Annotated in this window: 31 protein-coding genes; all 31 read right to left on the bottom strand. The window is 64.5% G+C overall.

The features are described 5' to 3' along the window. Positions 1 to 222: 222 nt before the first annotated feature. The 31 genes from rpsK to AB0C62_RS40855 all read right to left on the bottom strand — a co-directional run bounded on the left by rpsK (position 223) and on the right by AB0C62_RS40855 (position 20,920). On the bottom strand, positions 223 to 627 hold the full coding sequence (rpsK, locus tag AB0C62_RS41005; RefSeq protein WP_003956432.1) for a 30S ribosomal protein S11: 405 nt from the start codon (positions 625 to 627) through the stop codon (positions 223 to 225). 69 nt (positions 628 to 696) lie between these two features. Continuing rightward, complete coding sequence (gene rpsM, locus AB0C62_RS41000; protein ID WP_081218901.1) at positions 697 to 1,077, bottom strand: 30S ribosomal protein S13; 381 nt, start codon at positions 1,075 to 1,077, stop codon at positions 697 to 699. A gap of 217 nt (positions 1,078 to 1,294) precedes the next feature. Then, positions 1,295 to 1,408, bottom strand: a complete 114-nt coding sequence (gene rpmJ / locus AB0C62_RS40995; protein WP_003998809.1) for a 50S ribosomal protein L36 — start codon at positions 1,406 to 1,408, stop codon at positions 1,295 to 1,297. A 69-nt stretch (positions 1,409 to 1,477) separates the two neighbouring features. Further along, positions 1,478 to 1,699 (bottom strand): translation initiation factor IF-1, encoded by a 222-nt coding sequence (infA, locus tag AB0C62_RS40990; protein WP_003948620.1) that lies wholly within the window; start codon positions 1,697 to 1,699, stop codon positions 1,478 to 1,480. Positions 1,700 to 2,034: 335 nt separating this feature from the next. After that, entirely contained in the window at positions 2,035 to 2,874 is an 840-nt protein-coding gene (map, locus tag AB0C62_RS40985) for a type I methionyl aminopeptidase (protein WP_362982237.1), read from the bottom strand. Between the two features lie 240 nt (positions 2,875 to 3,114). Continuing rightward, complete coding sequence (locus AB0C62_RS40980) at positions 3,115 to 3,771, bottom strand: adenylate kinase (protein WP_362982235.1); 657 nt, start codon at positions 3,769 to 3,771, stop codon at positions 3,115 to 3,117. Next, on the bottom strand, positions 3,771 to 5,084 hold the full coding sequence (gene secY, locus AB0C62_RS40975; protein ID WP_362982233.1) for a preprotein translocase subunit SecY: 1,314 nt from the start codon (positions 5,082 to 5,084) through the stop codon (positions 3,771 to 3,773). Before secY ends, AB0C62_RS40980 begins: the two co-directional genes overlap by 1 nt. A 241-nt stretch (positions 5,085 to 5,325) precedes the next feature. Further along, the gene (rplO, locus tag AB0C62_RS40970; RefSeq protein ID WP_362982231.1) at positions 5,326 to 5,781 is read right to left on the bottom strand and encodes a 50S ribosomal protein L15; all 456 of its coding nucleotides are present in this window, start codon (positions 5,779 to 5,781) and stop codon (positions 5,326 to 5,328) included. A gap of 3 nt (positions 5,782 to 5,784) precedes the next feature. After that, positions 5,785 to 5,967, bottom strand: coding sequence for a 50S ribosomal protein L30 (rpmD, locus tag AB0C62_RS40965; RefSeq protein WP_055553514.1), 183 nt, complete (start codon positions 5,965 to 5,967; stop codon positions 5,785 to 5,787). Continuing rightward, positions 5,967 to 6,572, bottom strand: coding sequence for a 30S ribosomal protein S5 (rpsE, locus tag AB0C62_RS40960; RefSeq protein WP_037694140.1), 606 nt, complete (start codon positions 6,570 to 6,572; stop codon positions 5,967 to 5,969). Before rpsE ends, rpmD begins: the two co-directional genes overlap by 1 nt. A 41-nt stretch (positions 6,573 to 6,613) precedes the next feature. After that, positions 6,614 to 6,997: a 50S ribosomal protein L18 gene (gene rplR, locus AB0C62_RS40955; protein WP_081218896.1), complete on the bottom strand. Its 384-nt coding sequence runs from the start codon at positions 6,995 to 6,997 to the stop codon at positions 6,614 to 6,616. Between the two features lie 3 nt (positions 6,998 to 7,000). Next, a complete protein-coding gene (gene rplF, locus AB0C62_RS40950; protein WP_081218895.1) occupies positions 7,001 to 7,540 on the bottom strand; it encodes a 50S ribosomal protein L6 in 540 nt (179 codons plus the stop codon). Positions 7,541 to 7,564: 24 nt separating this feature from the next. After that, positions 7,565 to 7,963 (bottom strand): 30S ribosomal protein S8, encoded by a 399-nt coding sequence (gene rpsH, locus AB0C62_RS40945; protein WP_081218894.1) that lies wholly within the window; start codon positions 7,961 to 7,963, stop codon positions 7,565 to 7,567. Between the two features lie 210 nt (positions 7,964 to 8,173). After that, positions 8,174 to 8,359 (bottom strand): type Z 30S ribosomal protein S14, encoded by a 186-nt coding sequence (locus AB0C62_RS40940; protein ID WP_003948630.1) that lies wholly within the window; start codon positions 8,357 to 8,359, stop codon positions 8,174 to 8,176. Between the two features lie 5 nt (positions 8,360 to 8,364). Continuing rightward, positions 8,365 to 8,922, bottom strand: a complete 558-nt coding sequence (gene rplE, locus AB0C62_RS40935; protein ID WP_081218893.1) for a 50S ribosomal protein L5 — start codon at positions 8,920 to 8,922, stop codon at positions 8,365 to 8,367. Beyond that, positions 8,922 to 9,245, bottom strand: a complete 324-nt coding sequence (rplX, locus tag AB0C62_RS40930) for a 50S ribosomal protein L24 (RefSeq protein ID WP_081218892.1) — start codon at positions 9,243 to 9,245, stop codon at positions 8,922 to 8,924. Before rplX ends, rplE begins: the two co-directional genes overlap by 1 nt. Positions 9,246 to 9,247: 2 nt before the next feature. After that, positions 9,248 to 9,616 (bottom strand): 50S ribosomal protein L14, encoded by a 369-nt coding sequence (gene rplN / locus AB0C62_RS40925; protein ID WP_003992364.1) that lies wholly within the window; start codon positions 9,614 to 9,616, stop codon positions 9,248 to 9,250. Positions 9,617 to 9,719: 103 nt separating this feature from the next. Further along, positions 9,720 to 10,004, bottom strand: a complete 285-nt coding sequence (rpsQ, locus tag AB0C62_RS40920) for a 30S ribosomal protein S17 (protein ID WP_081218891.1) — start codon at positions 10,002 to 10,004, stop codon at positions 9,720 to 9,722. Then, positions 10,004 to 10,228 (bottom strand): 50S ribosomal protein L29, encoded by a 225-nt coding sequence (gene rpmC, locus AB0C62_RS40915; protein ID WP_003998824.1) that lies wholly within the window; start codon positions 10,226 to 10,228, stop codon positions 10,004 to 10,006. Before rpmC ends, rpsQ begins: the two co-directional genes overlap by 1 nt. Next, positions 10,228 to 10,647, bottom strand: a complete 420-nt coding sequence (rplP, locus tag AB0C62_RS40910) for a 50S ribosomal protein L16 (RefSeq protein WP_010986348.1) — start codon at positions 10,645 to 10,647, stop codon at positions 10,228 to 10,230. The genes rpmC and rplP overlap by 1 nt, the downstream gene beginning before the upstream one ends. A gap of 5 nt (positions 10,648 to 10,652) precedes the next feature. Beyond that, positions 10,653 to 11,489 carry a 30S ribosomal protein S3 gene (gene rpsC / locus AB0C62_RS40905; RefSeq protein ID WP_081218890.1) on the bottom strand — a complete coding sequence of 279 codons (837 nt, stop codon included), beginning with the start codon at positions 11,487 to 11,489 and terminating at the stop codon, positions 10,653 to 10,655. Beyond that, positions 11,489 to 11,836, bottom strand: a complete 348-nt coding sequence (rplV, locus tag AB0C62_RS40900; protein ID WP_006604878.1) for a 50S ribosomal protein L22 — start codon at positions 11,834 to 11,836, stop codon at positions 11,489 to 11,491. Before rplV ends, rpsC begins: the two co-directional genes overlap by 1 nt. Before the next feature lie 42 nt (positions 11,837 to 11,878). Further along, positions 11,879 to 12,160 carry a 30S ribosomal protein S19 gene (rpsS, locus tag AB0C62_RS40895; RefSeq protein ID WP_024755409.1) on the bottom strand — a complete coding sequence of 94 codons (282 nt, stop codon included), beginning with the start codon at positions 12,158 to 12,160 and terminating at the stop codon, positions 11,879 to 11,881. Between the two features lie 12 nt (positions 12,161 to 12,172). Next, the gene (gene rplB / locus AB0C62_RS40890; protein ID WP_081218889.1) at positions 12,173 to 13,009 is read right to left on the bottom strand and encodes a 50S ribosomal protein L2; all 837 of its coding nucleotides are present in this window, start codon (positions 13,007 to 13,009) and stop codon (positions 12,173 to 12,175) included. Between the two features lie 39 nt (positions 13,010 to 13,048). Then, a complete protein-coding gene (rplW, locus tag AB0C62_RS40885; protein ID WP_037626998.1) occupies positions 13,049 to 13,465 on the bottom strand; it encodes a 50S ribosomal protein L23 in 417 nt (138 codons plus the stop codon). Continuing rightward, positions 13,465 to 14,121, bottom strand: coding sequence for a 50S ribosomal protein L4 (rplD, locus tag AB0C62_RS40880; RefSeq protein WP_081218887.1), 657 nt, complete (start codon positions 14,119 to 14,121; stop codon positions 13,465 to 13,467). The genes rplW and rplD overlap by 1 nt, the downstream gene beginning before the upstream one ends. Positions 14,122 to 14,125: 4 nt before the next feature. Then, on the bottom strand, positions 14,126 to 14,770 hold the full coding sequence (gene rplC / locus AB0C62_RS40875; protein ID WP_081218886.1) for a 50S ribosomal protein L3: 645 nt from the start codon (positions 14,768 to 14,770) through the stop codon (positions 14,126 to 14,128). Between the two features lie 17 nt (positions 14,771 to 14,787). Further along, positions 14,788 to 15,096, bottom strand: a complete 309-nt coding sequence (rpsJ, locus tag AB0C62_RS40870; RefSeq protein ID WP_003948644.1) for a 30S ribosomal protein S10 — start codon at positions 15,094 to 15,096, stop codon at positions 14,788 to 14,790. Positions 15,097 to 15,581: 485 nt separating this feature from the next. After that, positions 15,582 to 16,154, bottom strand: a complete 573-nt coding sequence (locus AB0C62_RS40865) for a hypothetical protein (protein WP_362982228.1) — start codon at positions 16,152 to 16,154, stop codon at positions 15,582 to 15,584. A 47-nt stretch (positions 16,155 to 16,201) separates the two neighbouring features. Further along, entirely contained in the window at positions 16,202 to 16,612 is a 411-nt protein-coding gene (locus tag AB0C62_RS40860) for a hypothetical protein (protein WP_362982226.1), read from the bottom strand. A 540-nt stretch (positions 16,613 to 17,152) separates the two neighbouring features. Further along, positions 17,153 to 20,920, bottom strand: a complete 3,768-nt coding sequence (locus AB0C62_RS40855; RefSeq protein ID WP_362982224.1) for a DUF6531 domain-containing protein — start codon at positions 20,918 to 20,920, stop codon at positions 17,153 to 17,155. Positions 20,921 to 21,040 lie beyond the last annotated feature (120 nt).

The following is a 21,040-nucleotide window of genomic DNA, read 5'->3' as shown; positions in this document are numbered from 1 at the left end:
GTAGCCGAAGCCCGGCTCCAGCGGCTCGATCACGAACCGGGAGCGGAATTCGTCGACGACCTCTTCGGTCAACGAGGGACGCTGAGCGATCAGCATGGTGTGAATCCTTCAGTCATGGACGCCCGCTATTTGACGTCCTGCTGTTACTACAAGGGTACGGGCGGCACCCCTCCGAGGAGACGTACCGCCCGAAAGCCCGGTCAGACGCGAGACAACCGTGCGTCAGACGCGGCGGCGCTTGGGCGGACGGCAGCCGTTGTGCGGGGTGGGGGTGACGTCCTGGATCGAGCCGACCTCGAGGCCGGTGGCCTGGAGGGAGCGGATCGCGGTCTCACGGCCGGAGCCGGGACCCTTGACGAACACGTCCACCTTGCGCATGCCGTGCTCCTGCGCGCGACGGGCAGCCGACTCGGCGGCCATCTGCGCGGCGAACGGAGTCGACTTGCGCGAGCCCTTGAAGCCGACGTGGCCGGCGGAGGCCCAGGAGATCACGTTGCCCGAGGGGTCCGTGATCGAGACGATCGTGTTGTTGAACGTGCTCTTGATGTGCGCGTGGCCGTGAGCGACGTTCTTCTTTTCCTTGCGGCGCACCTTCTTGGCAGCGCCCTGACGACCCTTGGGGGGCATCTATTTCTCCTACGGGGAGGTGGTCGGTCCTACAGCGAAGACCGCTGGTGAAGCGTTGTCCGCTGAGGACTACTTCTTGCCCGGCTTCTTCTTGCCGGCGATCGCGCGACGCGGGCCCTTGCGGGTACGGGCGTTCGTGCTGGTGCGCTGACCGTGCACGGGCAGGCCACGACGGTGGCGGATGCCCTGGTAGCAGCCGATCTCGATCTTCCGGCGAATGTCGCCCTGGATCTCGCGACGGAGGTCACCCTCGGTCTTGATGTTGGCGTCCACGTACTCGCGGATCTTGACCAGCTCCTCCTCGGAGAGGTCACGAACGCGGGTGTTGGGGTTCACACCGGTCTCGGCCAGCGTCAGCTGGGAAAGCGTCCGGCCGATGCCGAACACGTAGGTGAGGGCGACCTCCACGCGCTTTTCGCGCGGGATGTCAACACCGGAAACGCGTGCCATTCAATGGCTCCAGTTGTCGTTCGGAGGTCTTCCACAGAACCGGATCCCGCCCGCCGTCCTTCTCCGACCCATGGATCGAGAATTCGGTACGAACCGGGTCCCCGGCCTCCGACCGGGGGTGTCAGGCCCGACGCGAGTCAGCCCTGGGTTCCGCGTATGAACATGTACTGCTTGCGTCGCGCGAAGTATCTGCGGGTGCAGAAGGTGCGGTCGTGCGTCAGCCCTGGCGCTGCTTGTGGCGCGGGTTTTCGCAGATGACCATGACCCGACCGTGACGGCGGATCACCCTGCACTTGTCGCAGATCTTCTTGACGCTCGGCTTGACCTTCATTAGGTGAGGTTCTCCGGGTCAGTGCCACCCCCCGCGCCCCGGAACCGGGAACACGGAGCAAGGCAAGATCTACTTGTAGCGGTAGACGATCCGGCCACGCGTCAGGTCGTACGGAGACAACTCCACCACGACCCGGTCGTCAGGGAGGATGCGGATGTAGTGCATACGCATCTTGCCGCTGATGTGAGCCAGGACCTGGTGGCCGTTCTGGAGCTCCACCTTGAACATGGCGTTCGGGAGAGACTCGACGACAGTGCCTTCGATCTCGATGGCACCTTGCTTCTTGGCCACGCTTCGCCCTTCGAATCGACTACCTTGATCGACTCCGCACGAGCCGCATGCAGACATGCGGGTGCACGAGAGCCGACGAGTCAGTCTACGTCAGGGCCCCCGGAAAGACGAATTCGTCCCCGGCGTTCTCCGCCTTCTCATGACGATGCCCCACCCGTCGGCGTGGTATGCGCGAGGAGCAGGGCGGACCGCTAGCACACGGTCGGCTGGAAGGGGCGGCGCGGAGGTGAGCCGAACGCCACAGCGACGAGGGAGACGCGAGGAGAGTCGAGGGGAAAGAGGGGAACGCGAGAGAGACCGTAAAGGATCTTCCTCGCGTTCCGCACGCGGTCGTCTCAGCCGGCCACGGGGTCCGGAGCCGTCGTGATCCCGAACTCGGCGAGCTTCGCCTTGCCGCCGTCGGGTGCCGTCAGGACGAGCGGACCCTCCTCCGTCAGCGCCACGGAGTGCTCCCAGTGCGAGGACCAGGTCCCGTCCGTGGTGATGACGGTCCAGTCGTCCTCCAGGACCTCGGTCCGCGGTGTGCCGAGCGACACCATCGGCTCGATCGCGAGGCAGAACCCGGGGACCAGCTTCGGCCCCTTGCCGCGCCTGCGCTCGACGTAGTTCAGCAGGTGCGGGTCCATGTGCATCTCGGTGCCGATGCCGTGGCCGCCGTAGTCCTCGATGATCCCGTACTTGCCGCCGCCCGGCTTCGGCTGCCGGCGGATGTACGTCTCGATGGCCCGGGACACGTCCACCAGCCGGTTGCCCAGCTTCATGGCCGCGATGCCCGCCCACATCGACTCCTCGGTCACCCGGGAGAGTTCGACCAGCTCCGGGGCGTGCCCCGAGCCCACGAACGCGGTGAACGCGGCGTCGCCGTGCCAGCCGTCCACGATCGCGCCGGCGTCGATGGAGATGATGTCGCCGTCCTTCAGGACGGTCTTGTCGTCCGGGATGCCGTGGACGACGACCTCGTTCACCGAGGTGCAGATGGTCGCGGGGAACCCGCCGTACCCGAGGAAGTTCGGCTTGGCGCCGCGCTCGGCGAGCACCTTGCGCGCGACCTCGTCCAGATCCCGGGTCGTCGCACCGGGCACGGCCGCCTCACGCGTGGCCGCATGGATGGCGGCGACGACCAGCCCCGCCTCGCGCATCGTGGCGATCTGCTCGGGGGTCTTGATCTGCACCATGGTGGCTGCGGCCTTTCTGGACCGGGACGACGGACTGTCTCTACGAGGGACTACCCCAACGATACGGGGGCCGGGCCCCACCCCGCCCGGGGCCTTGGACCTCTCCCCGCACAGGGCTCACGGCCCTCCCCCGTCGCGCACGTCGGCCGCGGCACCCGTTCGGGGTGCCGCGGCCGATGCGACGTACTGCTTCGCTCACCCGCGGTCCACGTGCGCCGCGGAGCGGATCCCGCACGAGACCTAGGCGGCCTCGCGGGACAGCGCCTCCATGGCGCGTGCCGTGACCTCTTCCACCTTGCCGAGCGCGAGGATCGTGACGACCAGGCTCTGGGCCCGGTAGTAGTCGATGATCGGCTCGGTCTGCGTGTGGTAGACCTCCAGGCGCTTGCGGACGGTCTCCTCGGAGTCGTCGTCGCGCTGGTACAGCTCGCCTCCGCAGACGTCACAGACGCCCTCCTGCTTGGGCGCCTTGTACGACACGTGGAACACGTGCGACGAGTCGTTGCGGCAGATGCGACGGCCCGCGATACGGCGGACCACCTCGTCCTCCGGGACCTCCAGGTCCAGCACCGCGTCCAGCTTCATGCCCTCGGTGCTCAGCATCTCGTCGAGCGCCTCGGCCTGCGAGACGTTGCGCGGGAAGCCGTCGAGCAGGAAGCCGTTCTCCGCGTCGGGCTGCTCCATGCGGTCCTTGGCCATGGCGATGGTGACCTCGTCGGGTACCAGATCGCCCTTGTCCATGTAGGACTTCGCCAGCTTGCCCAGCTCCGTCTGCCGACTGATGTTGGCGCGGAACAGGTCGCCCGTGGAGATGTGCGGGATCCCCAGATTCTTGGCGAGGAACGCAGCCTGCGTTCCCTTCCCGGCACCGGGCGGCCCGACGAGGACGATTCGCATCAGCGGAGGAACCCTTCGTAATTGCGCTGCTGAAGCTGACTCTCGATCTGCTTCACCGTCTCGAGGCCGACACCCACGATGATCAGGATGCTTGTGCCACCGAACGGGAAGTTCTGGTTTGCCCCGAAACCAACCAACGCCACTGTCGGTACGAGAGCGATCAGCCCCAGATACAGCGAACCCGGCCAGGTGATCCGGTTGAGTACGTAACTGAGGTACTCAGCGGTCGGCCGGCCAGCCCGGATGCCCGGGATGAAGCCACCATACTTCTTCATGTTGTCGGCTACTTCCTCGGGGTTGAACGAGATCGCCACGTAGAAGAACGCGAAGAAAACGATCAGAAGGAAGTACATCGCGATGTAAATCGGGTGGTCACCCTTGGTCAGGTTGTTCGTGATCCACGTCTTCCACTCCGAATTGCCCTTCGAGAACTGGGCGATGAGGCTCGGGATGTAGAGCAGGGACGACGCGAAGATGACAGGGATCACACCTGCCTGGTTGACCTTCAACGGGATGTAGGTCGACGTGCCACCGTACGAACGGCGGCCGATCATGCGCTTCGCGTACTGGACCGGGATCCGTCGCTGCGCCTGTTCGACGAAGACCACCAGGCCGACCATGAACAGGCCCACCAGGATCACCGTGCCGAACTCGATCCAGCCGTCCGCCAGCTTGCCCTGGATCTTGACGGTCCACAGGGCGCTCGGGAAGGTCGCGGCGATCGAGATGAACATGAGGATCGACATGCCGTTGCCGATGCCGCGGTCGGTGATGAGCTCACCGAGCCACATGACGACGCAGGTACCGGCGGTCATCGTGATGACCATCGTGATCGTGGTGAAGATCGACTGATTCGGCACGATCTGGTTGCCCACGGGGCATCCCGAGAAGAGCGCGCCGCTGCGGGCGGTGGCCACCAGGCCCGTGCCCTGCAGGATGGCGAGCGCGACCGTCAGGTACCGCGTGTACTGCGTGATCTTCGCGGTGCCGGCCGAGCCCTCCTTCTTGAGGGCTTCCAGGCGCGGAATGACCACGGTCAGCAGCTGCAGGATGATGCTCGCCGTGATGTACGGCATGATCCCGAGCGCGAAGATGGTGATCTGCAGCAGCGCGCCGCCACTGAACATGTTGATCAGGCTGAACAGCCCGCGGTTCTTGTCGGCCACGTCCATACACGTCTGGACGTTCTTGTAGTCCACGCCGGGGATCGGAATGTGCGTACCGACCCGGTAGACCACGATGATGGCCAGCGTGAAGAGCAGCTTCTTGCGCAGGTCGGGCGTCCTGAACGCCCGGGCGAACGCGGTGAGCACGGTGCCTCCTGCGACCCCCGCGCTACTGCGTCAGAGGTGACGGTCTTGAGGTTCGACGGATGACTGACAGCTAACCAACAGTCAAAGCCCGCCCGGAGTTCCCTTGAGTCACACCGGACGAAAATTAACAGTGCAGGCCACCTTACCGGCGACACTGCCCCCCTAGGAACGACCAACCGGGGATGCCCCTTTTGTGGGGCATCCCCGGTCGGGATCGCTCATGTCATCGAGGTGTCTGAAATCAGACGAGCTCGGTGACCGTACCGCCCGCGGCGGTGATCTTCTCCTTGGCGGAGCCGGAGACGGCGTCGACCGTCACCTGCAGCGCCACGGAGATCTCGCCCTGGCCGAGGACCTTGACGAGGCTGTTCTTGCGAACGGCACCCTTGGAGACGAGACCCTCGACGGTGACCTCGCCACCGTCCGGGTACAGCGCGCCCAGCTTGTCGAGGTTCACGACCTGGAACTCGGTCTTGAACGGGTTACGGAAGCCCTTGAGCTTCGGAAGGCGCATGTGGAGGGGCATCTGGCCACCCTCGAAGCGCTCCGGAACCTGGTAACGAGCCTTCGTGCCCTTGGTACCACGACCAGCCGTCTTACCCTTCGACGCCTCACCACGACCAACACGGGTCTTGGCGGTCTTGGCGCCCGGGGCGGGACGGAGGTTGTGGATCTTGAGCGGGTTGTTCTCCGCCATGATCTAGTCGACCTCCTCGACCGTCACGAGGTGGCGGACGGTGTGAACCATTCCGCGGAACTCGGGGCGGTCCTCCTTGACGACCTGCGTGTTGATGCCCTTGAGACCAAGGGAGCGCAGGGTGTCACGGTGGTTCTGCTTGCTGCCGATGTACGACTTCGTCTGCGTGACCTTGAGGCGAGCCATTAGGCACCCGCCCCTGCACGCGCCCGAAGGAGAGCCGCGGGGGCGACGTCCTCGAGGGGCAGACCACGGCGAGCCGCGATCTCCTCGGGACGCTGCAGACCCTTGAGGGCCGCCACGGTCGCGTGCACGATGTTGATCGCGTTCGACGAGCCGAGCGACTTCGACAGGATGTCGTGCACGCCGGCGCACTCCAGGACAGCTCGCACCGGGCCACCGGCGATAACGCCGGTACCGGGGGAAGCAGGCTTGAGCAGGACGACGCCCGCAGCCTTCTCGCCCGTGATCGGGTGCGGGATGGTGCCCTGGATACGGGGGACCTTGAAGAAGTGCTTCTTGGCCTCTTCAACACCCTTGGCGATCGCGGCCGGCACCTCCTTGGCCTTGCCGTAACCGACACCGACGGTGCCGTCACCATCGCCCACCACGACCAGCGCGGTGAAGCTGAAGCGACGACCACCCTTCACAACCTTGGCGACGCGGTTGATCGCGACAACGCGCTCAACGTACGCGGTCTTCTCGGCAGCAGCTGCGCCGCCGTCACGGCCCTTCCGGTCCCGCCGCTCGCCGCCACCGGCACCGCCACCGCGGCGCTGGGGTCCAGCCATTGGAATTACCTCTCTCTGTTTCCGCTAGCTACGGAACCGACTCAGAACTTGAGTCCGGCTTCGCGGGCGGCGTCCGCCAGGGCGGCAATGCGCCCGGCGTACTGGTTTCCACCACGGTCGAATACGACAGCCTCGACACCGGCGGCCTTGGCGCGCTCGGCGACGAGAGCGCCGACCGACTTCGCCTGGGCCGACTTGTCGTTCTCGCCGCCGCGGATCGTCGTGTCCAGGGTCGACGCCGACGCGAGGGTGTGACCCTTAACGTCGTCGATGACCTGGGCCACGATGTGGCGGTTGGAACGCGTCACGACCAGGCGCGGACGCTCAGCCGTACCCGAGATGTGCTTACGGATCCGGATGTGACGACGCTTGATGGCAGCACGCTTGTAAGCGTCGCCCTTAGCAATCTTGACACCGTATGCCATGGCTTACTTACCCGCCTTTCCGACCTTGCGGCGGATGACTTCGCCTTCGTACTTGACACCCTTGGCCTTGTACGGGTCGGGCTTCCGCAGCTTGCGGATGTTGGCCGCAACCTCTCCGACCTTCTGCTTGTCGATGCCCTCGACCGAGAAGTGCGTCGGGTTCTCGACCTTGAACGAGATGCCCTCGGGCGCCTCGACCGTGATCGAGTGGCTGTAGCCGAGCGAGAACTCCAGGTTGGAGCCCTTCGCCAGGACGCGGTAACCGACACCGCTGATTTCGAGCTTCTTCACGTAACCCGTGGTCACGCCGGTGATCATGTTCGCCACCAGCGTGCGGGACAGGCCGTGGAGGGCCTTGTTCTGACGCTCGTCGTTCGGGCGGGTGACATTGAGAATGCCGTCCTCACCCTTGGCGACCTCGATCGGCGCCGCGACGGTGTGGGAGAGGGCGCCCTTGGGGCCCTTCACCTGGACCGTACGGCCGTCGATGGTGACGTCCACGCCGGCGGGAACCGTGATGGGGAGCTTGCCAATACGCGACATAGCTGTTTCCTCCGTTCCCTTCCGCTACCAGACGTAGGCGAGAACTTCTCCGCCTACGCCCTTCTTGCCGGCCTGCTGTCCAGTGAGGAGACCGTGCGACGTGGAGATGATCGCCACGCCGAGGCCACCGAGCACCTTGGGCAGGGAGGTGGACTTCGCGTACACACGCAGACCAGGCTTCGAGATCCGCTTGATGCCCGCAATGGAGCGCTCACGGTTCGGGCCGAACTTCAGCTCGAGGACGAGCTTCTTGCCGACCTCGGCGTCCTCGACCTTCCAGCCGGTGATGAAGCCCTCCTGCTGGAGGATCTCTGCGATGTGCGACTTGATCTTGCTGTGCGGCATCGCGACATCGTCGTGGTACGCCGAGTTCGCGTTACGCAGACGAGTAAGCATGTCTGCGATGGGATCAGTCATGGTCATGAATTGGCCTTCGGCCTCTCTCGCCGGGGTTTCCTGTATGCGCCATCCCTCTCCCCACTCAGTGGCGGGACGGGTGCGGTGCGGGGACCTACGGCGTAGTAAGTCGTACGGGCGTCAGGCGCCCAACCCTCCTAGCCTAAGGCATGGAGAGGTGGGCACCTGACAGAGCCCTTTACTTACCGAGAGCCCTGGAATCCCTTGTTTCGGGGACTACCAGGAGCTCTTGGTCACGCCCGGCAGCTCGCCACGGTGAGCCATCTCACGAAGGCAGACGCGGCACAGGCCGAACTTGCGGTACACGGAGTGCGGACGACCGCAGCGCTGGCAGCGCGTGTAACCACGCACACCGAACTTGGGCTTACGAGCAGCCTTGGCAATCAGAGCCTTCTTCGCCATCTCGCTTACGCCTCCTTGAAGGGGAAGCCGAGGTGACGGAGAAGGGCGCGGCCCTCAGCGTCGTTGGTCGCCGTGGTGACCACGGTGATGTCCATACCCCGGACGCGGTCGATCTTGTCCTGGTCGATCTCGTGGAACATGACCTGCTCCGTGAGACCGAAGGTGTAGTTGCCACGGCCGTCGAACTGCTTGGGGGACAGACCACGGAAGTCGCGGATGCGCGGAAGCGCGAGCGACAGGGTGCGGTCCAGGAACTCCCACATGCGGTCGCCACGGAGGGTGACGTGCGCACCGATCGGCTGACCCTCGCGCAGCTTGAACTGCGCGATGGACTTCCGGGCCTTGGTGATGGCCGGCTTCTGACCGGTGATGGTGGTCAGGTCACGGACGGCACCGTCCATGAGCTTCGAGTCACGGGCGGCGTCGCCGACACCCATGTTGACCACGATCTTGACGAGACCCGGGGTCTGCATGACGTTCTCGTAGGAGAACTCGTCCTGCAGCTTGCCCGCGATCTCCTCGCGGTACTTCGTCTTGAGACGCGGAGTGGTGGTGGTAGCCATCAGATGTCCTCACCCGTCCGCTTGGCAACGCGGATCTTGTTGCCCTCGTCGTCGAAGCGGTAACCGACGCGCGTGACGACCTTGTCGCCGTCCTTCTCAACGACCAGCTGGACGTTGGAGACGTGGACGGGCGCCTCGGTCGTGACGATGCCACCAGCCTGCGAACCCTTGGCGGTCGGGCCGGCCTTCGTGTGCTTCTTGACCCGGTTGACACCCTCGACCAGGACGCGCTCGTCGCGCGGGTAAGCGGCAATGACCTTGCCCTGCTTGCCCTTGTCCTTACCGGTGATGACCTGAACCAGGTCGCCCTTCTTGATCTTCATGCTTACAGCACCTCCGGCGCGAGCGAGATGATCTTCATGAACTTCTTCTCGCGCAGCTCACGGCCCACCGGGCCGAAGATACGGGTGCCGCGAGGGTCGCCGTCGTTCTTCAGAATGACGGCGGCGTTCTCGTCGAAACGGATGTACGAGCCGTCCGGACGGCGGCGCTCCTTGACGGTGCGAACGATGACCGCCTTGATGACGTCACCCTTCTTCACATTGCCGCCGGGGATCGCGTCCTTGACGGTGGCGACGATGACGTCACCGATGCCCGCGTAGCGGCGACCGGAGCCACCGAGCACACGGATGCAAAGGATTTCCTTCGCACCAGTGTTGTCGGCGACACGCAGTCGCGACTCCTGCTGGATCACGTCTATCTCCTGATTGTCTGCCGGTTCCCGGGGCGGGGTCGGCCTTTACGGCGACCCCGCCCCGAGCCTGGCGGAACCAACCTGAGGGATACCCCTCAGGTAATTACTTGGCCTTCTCGAGGATCTCGACGATGCGCCAGCGCTTCGTCGAGGACAGCGGCCGGGTCTCCATGAGGAGGACGCGGTCGCCGACGCCTGCGGCGTTCTGCTCATCGTGGGCCTTGAGCTTGCTCGTACGGCGGATGACCTTGCCGTACAGGGCGTGCTTCACGCGGTCCTCGACAGCGACGACGACGGTCTTGTCCATCTTGTCGCTGACGACCAGACCCTCACGGGTCTTGCGGAAACCGCGGTCGGTCTTCTGCTCGGTCACGTTGCTCTCAGTCATCAGGCGCTCTCCACCGTCTCGATGCCCAGCTCGCGCTCACGCATCAGGGTGTAGATCCGCGCGATGTCCTTACGGACGGCCTTGAGCCGACCGTGGTTCTCGAGCTGACCGGTCGCCGCCTGGAAGCGGAGGTTGAACAGCTCTTCCTTGGCTTCGCGGAGCTTCGCGAGAAGCTCCTCGTCACCCAGTTCGCGCAGCTCGGACGCCTTGGTACCGGCCGACATCACGCTTCACCTGCCTCGCGCTTGACGATCCGGCACTTCATCGGCAGCTTGTGGGCTGCGCGAGTGAGGGCCTCACGGGCGATCTTCTCGTTGGGGTAGGACAGTTCGAACATGACCCGGCCCGGGTGCACGTTCGCGATCCACCACTCAGGCGAACCCTTACCGGAACCCATGCGGGTCTCGGCAGGCTTCTTCGTGAGCGGGCGGTCCGGGTAGATGTTGATCCAGACCTTGCCGCCACGCTTGATGTGGCGGGTCATCGCGATACGAGCGGCCTCGATCTGGCGGTTCGTCACGTACGCCGGCGTGAGGGCCTGAATGCCGTACTCGCCGAACGAAACCTGCGTACCGCCCTTGGCCTGACCACGGCGCTTCGGGTGGTGCTGCTTGCGGTGCTTGACCCTACGGGGGATCAGCATGTCGGTCAGGCCTCCGTTCCGGTGCTCTCAGCCGGAGCGGCAGCCGCCGGAGCCTCGGCCTTGGGGGCCTCGGCAGCGGGAGCCTGCTGCGGCTTACGACCGCGACCGCCACGCTCGCCACCGCGGCCACCACGGCCGGCCGGGCGGTCGTTGCCGCCACCACGGGCCGGGCGGTTGCCGGCGCGGGCAGCAGCGTTCTCGGCGCGGACCTCGGCGATGTTCTTGACGTCGCCCTTGTAGATCCAGACCTTCACACCGATGCGGCCGAAGGTCGTCTTGGCCTCGAAGAAGCCGTAGTCGACGTTCGCGCGGAGCGTGTGCAGGGGCACGCGGCCCTCGCGGTAGAACTCCGAGCGGGACATCTCGGCGCCGCCGAGGCGGCCGCCGCACTGAATCTTGATGCCCTTGGCGCCGGCCTTCATCGTGCCCTGCATGCTCTTACGCATGGCGCGACGGAAGGAAACGCGGGAGGACAGCTGCTCGGCAACGGCCTGGGCAACCAGCTGAGCATCGGTCTCGGGGTTCTTGACCTCGAGGATGTTCAGCTGGACCTGCTTGCCCGTGAGCTTCTCGAGGTCACCGCGGATGCGGTCGGCCTCGGCGCCACGGCGGCCGATGACGATGCCAGGACGCGCGGTGTGGATGTCCACCCGCACGCGGTCACGGGTGCGCTCGATCTCAACCTTCGAGATACCGGCGCGCTCCATGCCGGACGACATCATCCGACGGATGGCGACGTCTTCCTTGACGTAGTCCTTGTACAGCTTGTCGGCGTACCAGCGGGACTTGAAGTCCGTGGTGATGCCGAGCCGGAACCCATGCGGGTTAACCTTCTGGCCCATTACCGGGTTCCTTCCTTGCTGCTGACGACCACGGTGATGTGGCTGGTCCGCTTGCGGATCCGGTAGGCACGGCCCTGGGCACGCGGCCGGAACCGCTTCAGGGTCGGACCCTCGTCGACGTAGGCCTCGGAGATGACGAGGCTGCCGGCGTCGGTGTGGTCGTAGTTGTGTGCGGCGTTGGCAATGGCGCTGTCAAGCACCTTGCCGACCGGCACGCTCGCGGCCTGCGGGGCGAAACGCAGGACCGCCTGAGCCTCCGTGGCATCCATGCCACGGATAAGGTCCACCACTCGGCGGGCCTTCATGGGCGTGACGCGGATGTACCGCGCCTGGGCCCTGGCTTCCATGGTTGTCCTTCCAGTGTCTGTCATGGTCGATTCCACCCCGCGTTAGCGGCGCTTCGACTTCCGGTCGTCCTTGACGTGACCCCGGAAGGTGCGCGTCGGCGAGAACTCGCCGAGCTTGTGGCCGACCATCGACTCGGTGACAAACACCGGGATGTGGGTCTTGCCGTTGTGCACCGCGATCGTGTGGCCGAGCATGGCCGGGATGATCATCGAGCGACGGGACCAGGTCTTGATGACGTTCTTGGTACCGGCTTCGTTCTGTACGTCCACCTTCTTTACAAGGTGTCCGTCGACGAAGGGTCCCTTCTTGAGACTACGCGGCATCTAAACCCGCTCCTAGCGCTTCTTGTTCGTCTTGCGGCGGCGGACGATGTACTTGTTCGAAGCCTTCTTCGGCGAACGAGTACGACCCTCCTTCTGACCCCACGGGGAGACCGGGTGGCGACCACCGGAGGTCTTGCCCTCACCACCACCGTGCGGGTGGTCAACCGGGTTCATCGCCACACCGCGGACGGACGGGCGAACGCCCAGCCAGCGCTTACGGCCGGCCTTACCCCAGTTGATGTTGCTCTGCTCGGCGTTACCGACCTCGCCGACCGTGGCGCGGCAGCGCTGGTCGACCAGGCGGATCTCACCCGACGGCATGCGGAGGTGGGCCATGGTGCCCTCCTTCGCGAGCAGCTGCACCGAGGCACCGGCGGAGCGGGCGAACTTGGCGCCGCCACCGGGACGGATCTCGATCGCGTGGATCGTGGTACCGACCGGGATGTTGCGGAGCGCCAGGTTGTTGCCCGGCTTGATGTCGGCCCCGGGACCGTTCTCGACGCGGTCACCCTGCGACAGGTTGCGGGGGGCGAGGATGTAGCGCTTCTCGCCGTCCGCGTAGTGAAGCAGCGCGATGCGCGCGGTGCGGTTGGGGTCGTACTCGATGTGCGCGACCTTCGCCGGCACGCCGTCCTTGTCGTGACGACGGAAGTCGATCACTCGGTAGGCGCGCTTGTGTCCGCCACCCTGGTGGCGAACGGTCACACGACCGGCGTTGTTACGGCCGCCCTTGCTGTGCAGCGGGCGGACCAGCGACTTCTCCGGCGTGGACCGCGTGACCTCGACGAAGTCGGCGACGCTGGAGCCACGACGGCCCGGCGTAGTCGGCTTGTACTTGCGGATTCCCATTTCTCAGTCCTCGTCCGATATTCGGACCAGGGCGCTCCGTTAGGAGGCCTGGCCGAAGATGTCGATACGGTCGCCCTCAGCGAGGGTCACGATCGCGCGCTTGCTGTCAGCACGCTTGCCGAAGCCCGTCTTGGTGCGCTTGCGCTTGCCCTGACGGTTGATCGTGTTGACCCCGGTGACCTTGACCGAGAAGACCGCCTGGACGGCCTGCTTGATCTGGGTCTTGTTGGCCCGCGGGTCGACGACGAAGGTGTACTTGCCCTCGTCGAGCAGCGCGTAGCTCTTCTCCGAGACGACCGGCTTGAGGAGGACGTCACGGGGGTCCGTGAAGCTCTTGCTCAGCGGGGTCTCGACGGTGTTCTTGCCTTCGGCCTCGTGGCGCTTCGCCTTGGCGACGCGCGCGGCCTTGGCGGCCTTGGCGGCCTTCGAGGCAATGCTCGGGTGACGCGTAGCCATCAGGCTTCGCTCCCTTCGGTGTCAGCGGCCTGGGGGCCAGACACGAAGGACTCGAAAGCGGCCTGGGTGAAGACCACGTCGTCCGAGACGAGAACGTCGTACGTGTTGAGCTGGCCCGGCTCCAGGATGTGGACCTGGGGCAGGTTGCGCGCGGAGAGCAGCGCGGCCTCGTCGGAGCGCTCGATGACCAGGAGCACGTTCTTGCGCTCGCTGACCTTGCCGAGGAAGCTCTTCGCGGCCTTGGTGGAGGGGGTCTCGCCCTCGATCACGCCGGTGATGACGTGGATGCGAGCGTTGCGGGCCCGGTCGGTGAGGGCGTGGCGCAGGGCCGCGGCCTTCATCTTCTTCGGGGTCCGCTGCGAGTAGTCACGCGGGGTGGGGCCGTGAACGACGCCACCGCCGGCGAACTGAGGCGCGCGGGTCGAGCCCTGACGGGCGCGGCCGGTGCCCTTCTGGCGGTAAGGCTTGCGGCCACCACCACGGACCTCGCCACGACGCTTGACCTTGTGCGTGCCCTGACGGGCCGCGGCCAGCTGCGCGACGACAACCTGGTGGAGCAGCGGGATGCTGATCTTCTCTACATCGAAGATCTCGGCCGGGAGCTCTACGGTCCCGGCGTTGTCGCCGGAGGGCGACAGAATGTCAATGGTGCTCATGTCCTCAGGCCCCCTTGGCCGCGGTACGGACCAGGACGAGGCCGCCGTTCGGACCAGGGATCGCTCCCTTGATGAGGAGCAGGCCCTTCTCCGCGTCAACGGCGTGAACGGTCAGGTTCTGGGTGGTGACCCGCTCGTTGCCCATGCGGCCCGCCATGCGGACGCCCTTGAACACACGGCCCGGGGTGGCACAGCCACCGATGGAGCCGGGAGAGCGGTGCTTGCGCTGGACACCGTGTCCGGCGCCGAGGCCCTTGAAGTTGTGACGCTTCATGACACCGGCGAAGCCCTTGCCCTTGCTCTTGCCGGTCACGTCCACCTTGAGGCCGGCCTCGAACACCTCAGCGGTGATCTCCTGGCCGAGGGTGTACTCGCTGGCGTCAGCGGTACGGATCTCGACGAGGTGGCGGCGGGGCGTGACGTCGGCCTTGGCGAAGTGACCCTTGAGGGGCTTGTTCACCTTGCGCGGGTCAATCTCGCCGAAGGCGATCTGGACCGACTCGTAGCCGTCGGAGTCATTCGTACGGACCTGGGTCACGACGTTCGGGCCGGCCTTGACGACGGTGACGGGAACAACACGGTTGTTCTCGTCCCACACCTGCGTCATGCCGAGCTTCTCGCCCAGGATTCCCTTGATCTGCTTAGCCATTCTCAGATCACCGATCCCTAGAGCTTGATCTCGATGTCGACACCGGCCGGAAGGTCGAGTCGCATCAGGGAGTCAACGGTCTTGGGCGTCGGGTCGAGGATGTCGATGAGGCGCTTGTGCGTGCGCATCTCGAAGTGCTCGCGCGAGTCCTTGTACTTGTGCGGCGACTTGATGACGCAGTACACGTTCTTCTCAGTGGGCAGCGGCACCGGGCCCGCGACCGACGCACCAGTGCGCGTCACCGTCTCGACGATCTTCTTCGCCGAGGAGTCGATGACCTCGTGGTCGTAGGCCTTGAGCCGGATGCGGATCTTCTGTCCCGCCATGGCTACTCAGTAGTCCTTTGTCTAGTGAAAACGCTCTGGAACCCGGGGGTTCGCGTCCTGGTCTCCGACCCACGCGGTCGGGTGTGTCGCGCTCCTGCCGCACAGATATCCGCAATCGGATTTCCCTGCGAGGGACGCGGCTCGCCCGAAAGCAACCGCTGGACCGGGGGCTGAACACCCACCGGGCGCCTGGCCTGCACCCCGCTGACACTTCCCGGAAGATTCCCGTACGTCCGCCCGAGCGCTGCCTTACGGCAGATCGAGCGACGAGTACTGTGGGACTCGCTTCCAGTCCTCCCGACGGGAGGCGCGCAGCATCGGCACTCGACCGAGCAACCCCGCTAGTCTGCCATACGGGGCAGGGACCTGGCCAATCGAAGCCGAGGATCGTACCCCTAAGGTGACGCAGGTCAAACCCAGGGCACGCGGCGGGGGCCGCAATAGCTGCGGTGGCGGCATATGCGCCACAGGGCCCCCGGGCGGCTTCACCCCTCTTCGGGTTGGACGCGGACATCCCGTCCGAGACCCAGCTCTTCCGCGGAGTACCGCCTCAGCACGGCGGGCCACTCCTCCGGGATCGCCGTCGCGATCGCTCCGAGACATTCCAGCGCCTCAGGCGTGCCGATCTCTCCGAGGGCCTGGACCGCCTTAAGGCAGAGAGCATAGAGAGGCCCGTCAGACGTTCTCCTCTCGAACAGGATGGCGCGGATCGGCTCGACGCCCTCGGGAGCACGGAGCTCCCCGAGCAGGTCGACGAGCTCCTCGGCATCGACTCCTCGTACGCCCGGCTCAAGTGCCCCCGCAAGGATGCTGCCGAGCCCCTCCGGATGCAGATGGAGGGCCACGCAGGCGAGCCGCTCGAATCTCCGCCAGTCTCCGGTGCCGGCCGAGGCGCGCAGCCAGTCGAGGATGCGGGCCCGCGCCTCGGGGACCGCGGCCGCCACTTCCCCGGCCCGCTGCCGGCCGATGTATCCCCGGCCGACGACGAGGGAGTCGACGCGCGCGGCGGCATCCCGGTCTTCGTCGCTCAACTCCGCTGGAGGGTGGGTGAGTTCCACGTGCGCTCCTGACAGTCGGCGGGCGGCGGGTGACGGGGCCGGACGGCTCAGGACGAGCGTCCGCGCACCCACCGCCAGGCATCGCTGACGGCAGCCTGGGCCCGCATCCACAGGTACTCCACCTTGTCCAGCACGGTCATCCGCACCATCTGCCACCTGAACCACACGGGAAGCTGGCGGTGGGGGACGAAGGTGAGGGTGTCCCGGATGGCGTCATCGGCGAGGCTCCTACGCCCCGCGCCTTCCGCACGGAGTGCGGCGTACAGCTCCGGCGTCAACGCGCCGTTGAGCCGCGCGGCAGCACCGGCCGCGGTGAACGCGTAGCCCCTCTGGTCATGATCCGACAGCCGCATCGCCCGGATGATCCGCGGCGACGCCTCCTCCAGGGAACAGTTGAAGGCCAGCCCGATCACCGCGGTCCCGAGGTGCCCGTTGCCCCGCTCGAAGGCGGCGTCCACCTCGGCGGGGTCATGGACACGAATGAGTCCCTCCCCAGTATCCCAGTTATGGTCGGCCGTCTTACCGATACCTCACCGCCCCCTTTAATGTCGGCCCCCAAAGATTCCTCCAACGCTTTGATGATCAGTCTCACGGATCACGCACTGGCCTGTGCTCCGCCGCACTCCGAGTTCCACCTCGGGCCTCGCCCAAATCGGATGCCTCAAGCCCCCAGTGCCAGCTCCGGATCGGCACAGTCCTTGCTCATGACTCCCAGAATGGCGGACCGACTCGGATCCTGATCTGCCGGTCACGATCGACGTGGGCCACGACAATCCCCTCCAGACGATCACCAACTTGAGGCAGAGGAACCGGGGGGACCTCAGGATCATTGAGTGTCCCATTGGGATTGTGTGAAACCAGGTCAAGAAACCCGTTTACTCCTGGCGCACCATCGAGATCCAAGAATACGCCATACGGAAATCGATCTTTCACCCGCCCTTGCGCAGCACTCCCTAGCGGATACAAATTTTTCGCGTTCTCCCATGCCTCATCCACCGTCACTTGTGCCTCACTCTCGGATATCTGTTCAAATCTTCCACGATGGTATTTGGAATCTCTAGCTCCGTCAACGGCCCTCCCTGATACTTCACCTCGTACCGTTGATACTTGGCCGCGTATTCCGATTTAGGTATCTTGATCTCAACGACACCTTCGCCATAAGACTTTGCGTAAACATCTGCGAGCTCACGCTCTTTGGCGAAGTACACACGCCCATTTGGATATACACCGTCTGGACCGTTCGGGTTGCCTGGGAAATCATCGGCACTGTAGCCGTATTTCTCTTCTATCTCGCCGCGATTCCTGCCTGGTGCCTTGAAGATGGACTGGGTGCACTCATCCGGAGCCAGTCCGAGATGGTCTGACCAGACGTGTGGATTGGGCACGTAAGTGCTGGGGTTGGGGGATGGCTTAAGGCCAAGCGGGTCTGTGCTGAGGTAGCGGCCCGACTCGGGATCGTAGTACCGAAAATAGTTGTAGTGAAGTCCAGATTCCGGATCGAAGTACTGACCTGGGAAACGCAATGGCGTGTACGTGTCGCTGTCGGCAGCCCAAGCCGTTGTCCCCCAGACTGTGCTGCGGGACCGCCAACCAATCTCACCTGTCTCGTCAACAAGTTCTGTAGGAGTTCCGACGAGATCGGTGACAATTGAATAGAAGCGAGAGTCAATCTCGCCCTGCGGAACATCCGCGAGAGATATGCGCTCGGTCTGCGCAATGGGCTGGAGGCCCTGGTGATCCCATGTGAGATGGGCTGGATCCGGCAACGCCGTTGACGTGGTCGTCTGTTCGCAGAGAGTCGTGCCATCCCAAGCAAACAAAATCTGCTCTTCGACGGTTTCGTTATCCGAGGCAACACGCAGCTTGGCGACGCGCCGCCCCAACGGGTCGTATCTGTAATGCCAAGACGTACCATCCGGCGTGACTACGGAGACCAACCGATCTTCCGCATCCCAGTGATATCGCCAATTATCCGGTTTACGAGACAGTCGCCTCTTCTGGCGCGAAGTAACACGGCCGGCACCATCGCGCTCGTAGCGCACACGTCCGGCGTGCGTGAGGTCCATGCCCTCGTAGACTCGTGCGCCGGCACTCTCATGGCTCGGGTGGGTGCTGGGCCAGTCCGCGTGCGACTGATTCCCTGCGGCATCGTAGAGGTAGCTTTCCGTCCAGTTATAGGCATGAACGGCAGTTACTCGTCCTGCGGCATCCAGCTCGAAGTGGCGCCCGCCTGAATTCTGTTCATCCACATCAGTGACATAGCCATCGGACCGGTACTTGTAGGAACGACTCTGTATCGAACGCCCCCCTTGTGCAGTCACCGTCTGGCTCGTGAGCCGGTCCAACTCGTCGTATCCGCTTGTCAGCGCGACCTTGCCCTCAATGTTCCGCACCGCTTCCCGGCCGGAGGGCGTGCGTTCGAAGTCGATCGTGCGGCCAGACGCAACAAGCCGGGCAAGGCCGCCCGCAGCGTCATGGGTCGTGATGCTGGTCGCGCCGCTCGGGGTTGTACGACTGGTACGGCGCCCTGCCAGGTCGTACGCGAAGGTGACGGTTCGCCGGCCGTCAACAGTCTCGGATAGCAGAAGACCACGACTGTCACGTTCCAGCGACAACGATGAATCTGGACCTACTGCTCTCAGGAGACGGCCGGAGGAGTCGTGTTCGTATGTCGTCACCAGCCCTGCGACTTCTTTACGGACGATTCGACCAAGTGCATCGTATTCAAACGAGACAGCCTCGCCCAGAGCGTTGGTACGTGACAGGAGCCGCCCTGCGGGGTCATACGTGTAAGCGATAGTACGGCCATTGAAGTCCGTCTCTGCCGCGAGACGCCCAGCCTCGTCGTAAGCGTAACTCCACTGGCTGCCAGACGGATTCACGACCCGGACAAGCCGCAGAGAAGCATCGTAGGCGAATTCATAGCGAGATCCGTCAGCATCGGTACGAGCAGCCAGAAGGTCGAAGTGGCCGTACTCGAAGTGAGATACGTGGCCCAGCGGACTCGTATGGCTTATACAGTTGCCCTCCCCGTCATAGGTCCACAACTCGCTGCCGCCATCGGGGGTGTGACGTGCGACGAGCCGGCCTTCCAGCGACCATGCGTAGCGAGTCGTGCGTCCCATCCCATCCGTACGAGCGACGGTTCGGCCAAGGGAGTCTCGCTCCCAGTGACGTTCTGCCCCCAGGGGATCAACGATGCGAGTAGGAAGGCCCGCGGAATCACACAGAACAGAGGTGGTATATCCCAACGCATCTGTAACTGCTGCAGAATGGCCCGACTCCGTATAGGCACAACGTTCGACTCCACCAGCCGGGTCGGTGATGGCTACGCAATTGCCTTGGGGATCATAGGAATACTCCCATGAGCCGCCATCCGGGAGATGTATCGCCGCGACGAGGTTGAGGTGGTTGTATTCTATCCGGACGACACTGCCGTCGGGCCTACATATCGAGACTGGCTGACCCAAAGCATTATTCACCATGGCCGTAACCGACCCAAGCTGATCCATCGACGAGATAACGTGCTGATTGCCGTCATACGTGGTTCCGACCACGGCGCCCAATGGATCTATCTCAGCAATAACCAGGCTGCGGTCATCAACGACGAATCGCGATGTGGCACCGTCGGCAGATCTGACCTCGGTGACGTGACAGCCAGGCCATTCCGCAAGACTGGCGTCGTACGTAAAAGTGTTGCTCATGTGACCCGACTCTCCACCCTGCGCGATGCAGCGGTCGCGGTCATCATAAGCGTATTCATATCTATAGCCATTGGTGTCACACCATGAAGCAACTCGCAATTGCTCATCATAGGTGAATTCCATAGGCAGCCCGGAGGAACCGACGACTGAGGTCAAGTTGCCGTCCGCGTAACCGTACTGCTTCAGGCTGACACTCGAATGCCCCTTCTCGCCGCCGATGAGATCCAGAGCGGTTACCCGATCGTCCTCAACGGTCAAGCCGAGTGTGTAACCACCTGAGTGCCTGATCTCTAGCGGTGTTCCCTCGGCGTCGTAAACGAACTCGATGCTGTTGTGATTGCGGTCGGTTACACGCTCCAGGAGCGCCACACCCTCCCTGGGAGCGGCGAAGTGCCGACTCAACCCGGCAATCGGATCCTCTACGCGGTAGCCGCCGCTTTCCAAATGGGTAAGAGGCCACGTGGGCCCGGCCTCTGGATGAGCTGCGGCGGCAGATGCGTCGAGGAACGGATACTCAAGCAGCAATCCGTCTTCGGTGACGAGGACGATGCCCTGTTCGTCGATCTCCAGCCGCTGATCGAGGGTAGAGGTCCAGCTTGGCCCGAACCACCAACCGCTGCGGTACCCGGAAGCAACACGGCGGGTGAAAACGAGTGGCAGTGCGCCAGGCAATGAGACGTCTGTTTCCGCCAGGAACATCTGGCCCGTCGCCGCATCGACGGGATCCCCACAGCCCTTGATCTTCGACTTGACCCGGTTGTACGCGCCCTTCGCCCCGTCCGCGAGCATCCCTCGGGCGTTTTTTCCCAGCCCCCGCGCCGCCAGGCTCATCCCCTTCAGGCCGCCCTTGAGGCCCTTCATCGCGGCGAGGCCGCCCTTGAGGCCCTTGGCCAGGCCGCCGAGGGTGGTGAGGCCCTTCATGCCGGGTATGCAGTCCAGCGCAGCGAAGGCCACATCCCACAGGGACGCCTGCCCCTTCGCATACTTGTTGAGGGTGTCCGCCAGGACGACCAGGGCGGCGATCAGCACGATCGCACCGAGAATCGGCCCCCCAATGATCATCGCGATGATCCCCAGCACCGCGACGACGACCTTGCACACCGCGACGATGGTGTCCCAGTTGTCGGAGAACCAGTCCCCGACCTCCTCCCACCACTTCCGGTTGTGGATCCCCGCATCCGA

The sequence above is a fragment of the Streptomyces sp. NPDC048643 genome (genome assembly GCF_040650615.1).
GTDB lineage: Bacteria > Actinomycetota > Actinomycetes > Streptomycetales > Streptomycetaceae > Streptomyces.
Note: the sequence above shows the minus strand (reverse complement) of the source record. Positions and strands in the feature narration are given on the sequence as shown.

Excerpts from the sequence above, each read along its gene's own strand:
- rpsK (WP_003956432.1), bottom strand. The coding sequence starts at position 627 with ATGCCCCCCAAGGGTCGTCAGGGCGCTGCCAAGAAGGTGCGCCGCAAG.
- rpsM (WP_081218901.1), bottom strand. The coding sequence starts at position 1,077 with ATGGCACGCGTTTCCGGTGTTGACATCCCGCGCGAAAAGCGCGTGGAG.
- rpmJ (WP_003998809.1), bottom strand. The coding sequence starts at position 1,408 with ATGAAGGTCAAGCCGAGCGTCAAGAAGATCTGCGACAAGTGCAGGGTG.
- map (WP_362982237.1), bottom strand. The coding sequence starts at position 2,874 with ATGGTGCAGATCAAGACCCCCGAGCAGATCGCCACGATGCGCGAGGCG.
- AB0C62_RS40980 (WP_362982235.1), bottom strand. The coding sequence starts at position 3,771 with ATGCGAATCGTCCTCGTCGGGCCGCCCGGTGCCGGGAAGGGAACGCAG.
- rplO (WP_362982231.1), bottom strand. The coding sequence starts at position 5,781 with ATGGCGGAGAACAACCCGCTCAAGATCCACAACCTCCGTCCCGCCCCG.
- rpmD (WP_055553514.1), bottom strand. The coding sequence starts at position 5,967 with ATGGCTCGCCTCAAGGTCACGCAGACGAAGTCGTACATCGGCAGCAAG.
- rpsE (WP_037694140.1), bottom strand. The coding sequence starts at position 6,572 with ATGGCTGGACCCCAGCGCCGCGGTGGCGGTGCCGGTGGCGGCGAGCGG.
- rplR (WP_081218896.1), bottom strand. The coding sequence starts at position 6,997 with ATGGCATACGGTGTCAAGATTGCTAAGGGCGACGCTTACAAGCGTGCT.
- rplF (WP_081218895.1), bottom strand. The coding sequence starts at position 7,540 with ATGTCGCGTATTGGCAAGCTCCCCATCACGGTTCCCGCCGGCGTGGAC.
- rpsH (WP_081218894.1), bottom strand. The coding sequence starts at position 7,963 with ATGACCATGACTGATCCCATCGCAGACATGCTTACTCGTCTGCGTAAC.
- AB0C62_RS40940 (WP_003948630.1), bottom strand. The coding sequence starts at position 8,359 with ATGGCGAAGAAGGCTCTGATTGCCAAGGCTGCTCGTAAGCCCAAGTTC.
- rplE (WP_081218893.1), bottom strand. The coding sequence starts at position 8,922 with ATGGCTACCACCACCACTCCGCGTCTCAAGACGAAGTACCGCGAGGAG.
- rplX (WP_081218892.1), bottom strand. The coding sequence starts at position 9,245 with ATGAAGATCAAGAAGGGCGACCTGGTTCAGGTCATCACCGGTAAGGAC.
- rpsQ (WP_081218891.1), bottom strand. The coding sequence starts at position 10,004 with ATGACTGAGAGCAACGTGACCGAGCAGAAGACCGACCGCGGTTTCCGC.
- rpmC (WP_003998824.1), bottom strand. The coding sequence starts at position 10,228 with ATGTCGGCCGGTACCAAGGCGTCCGAGCTGCGCGAACTGGGTGACGAG.
- rplP (WP_010986348.1), bottom strand. The coding sequence starts at position 10,647 with ATGCTGATCCCCCGTAGGGTCAAGCACCGCAAGCAGCACCACCCGAAG.
- rpsC (WP_081218890.1), bottom strand. The coding sequence starts at position 11,489 with ATGGGCCAGAAGGTTAACCCGCATGGGTTCCGGCTCGGCATCACCACG.
- rplV (WP_006604878.1), bottom strand. The coding sequence starts at position 11,836 with ATGGAAGCCAGGGCCCAGGCGCGGTACATCCGCGTCACGCCCATGAAG.
- rpsS (WP_024755409.1), bottom strand. The coding sequence starts at position 12,160 with ATGCCGCGTAGTCTCAAGAAGGGACCCTTCGTCGACGGACACCTTGTA.
- rplB (WP_081218889.1), bottom strand. The coding sequence starts at position 13,009 with ATGGGAATCCGCAAGTACAAGCCGACTACGCCGGGCCGTCGTGGCTCC.
- rplW (WP_037626998.1), bottom strand. The coding sequence starts at position 13,465 with ATGGCTACGCGTCACCCGAGCATTGCCTCGAAGGCCGCCAAGGCCGCC.
- rplD (WP_081218887.1), bottom strand. The coding sequence starts at position 14,121 with ATGAGCACCATTGACATTCTGTCGCCCTCCGGCGACAACGCCGGGACC.
- rplC (WP_081218886.1), bottom strand. The coding sequence starts at position 14,770 with ATGGCTAAGCAGATCAAGGGAATCCTGGGCGAGAAGCTCGGCATGACG.
- rpsJ (WP_003948644.1), bottom strand. The coding sequence starts at position 15,096 with ATGGCGGGACAGAAGATCCGCATCCGGCTCAAGGCCTACGACCACGAG.
- AB0C62_RS40855 (WP_362982224.1), bottom strand. The coding sequence starts at position 20,920 with ATGATCATTGGGGGGCCGATTCTCGGTGCGATCGTGCTGATCGCCGCC.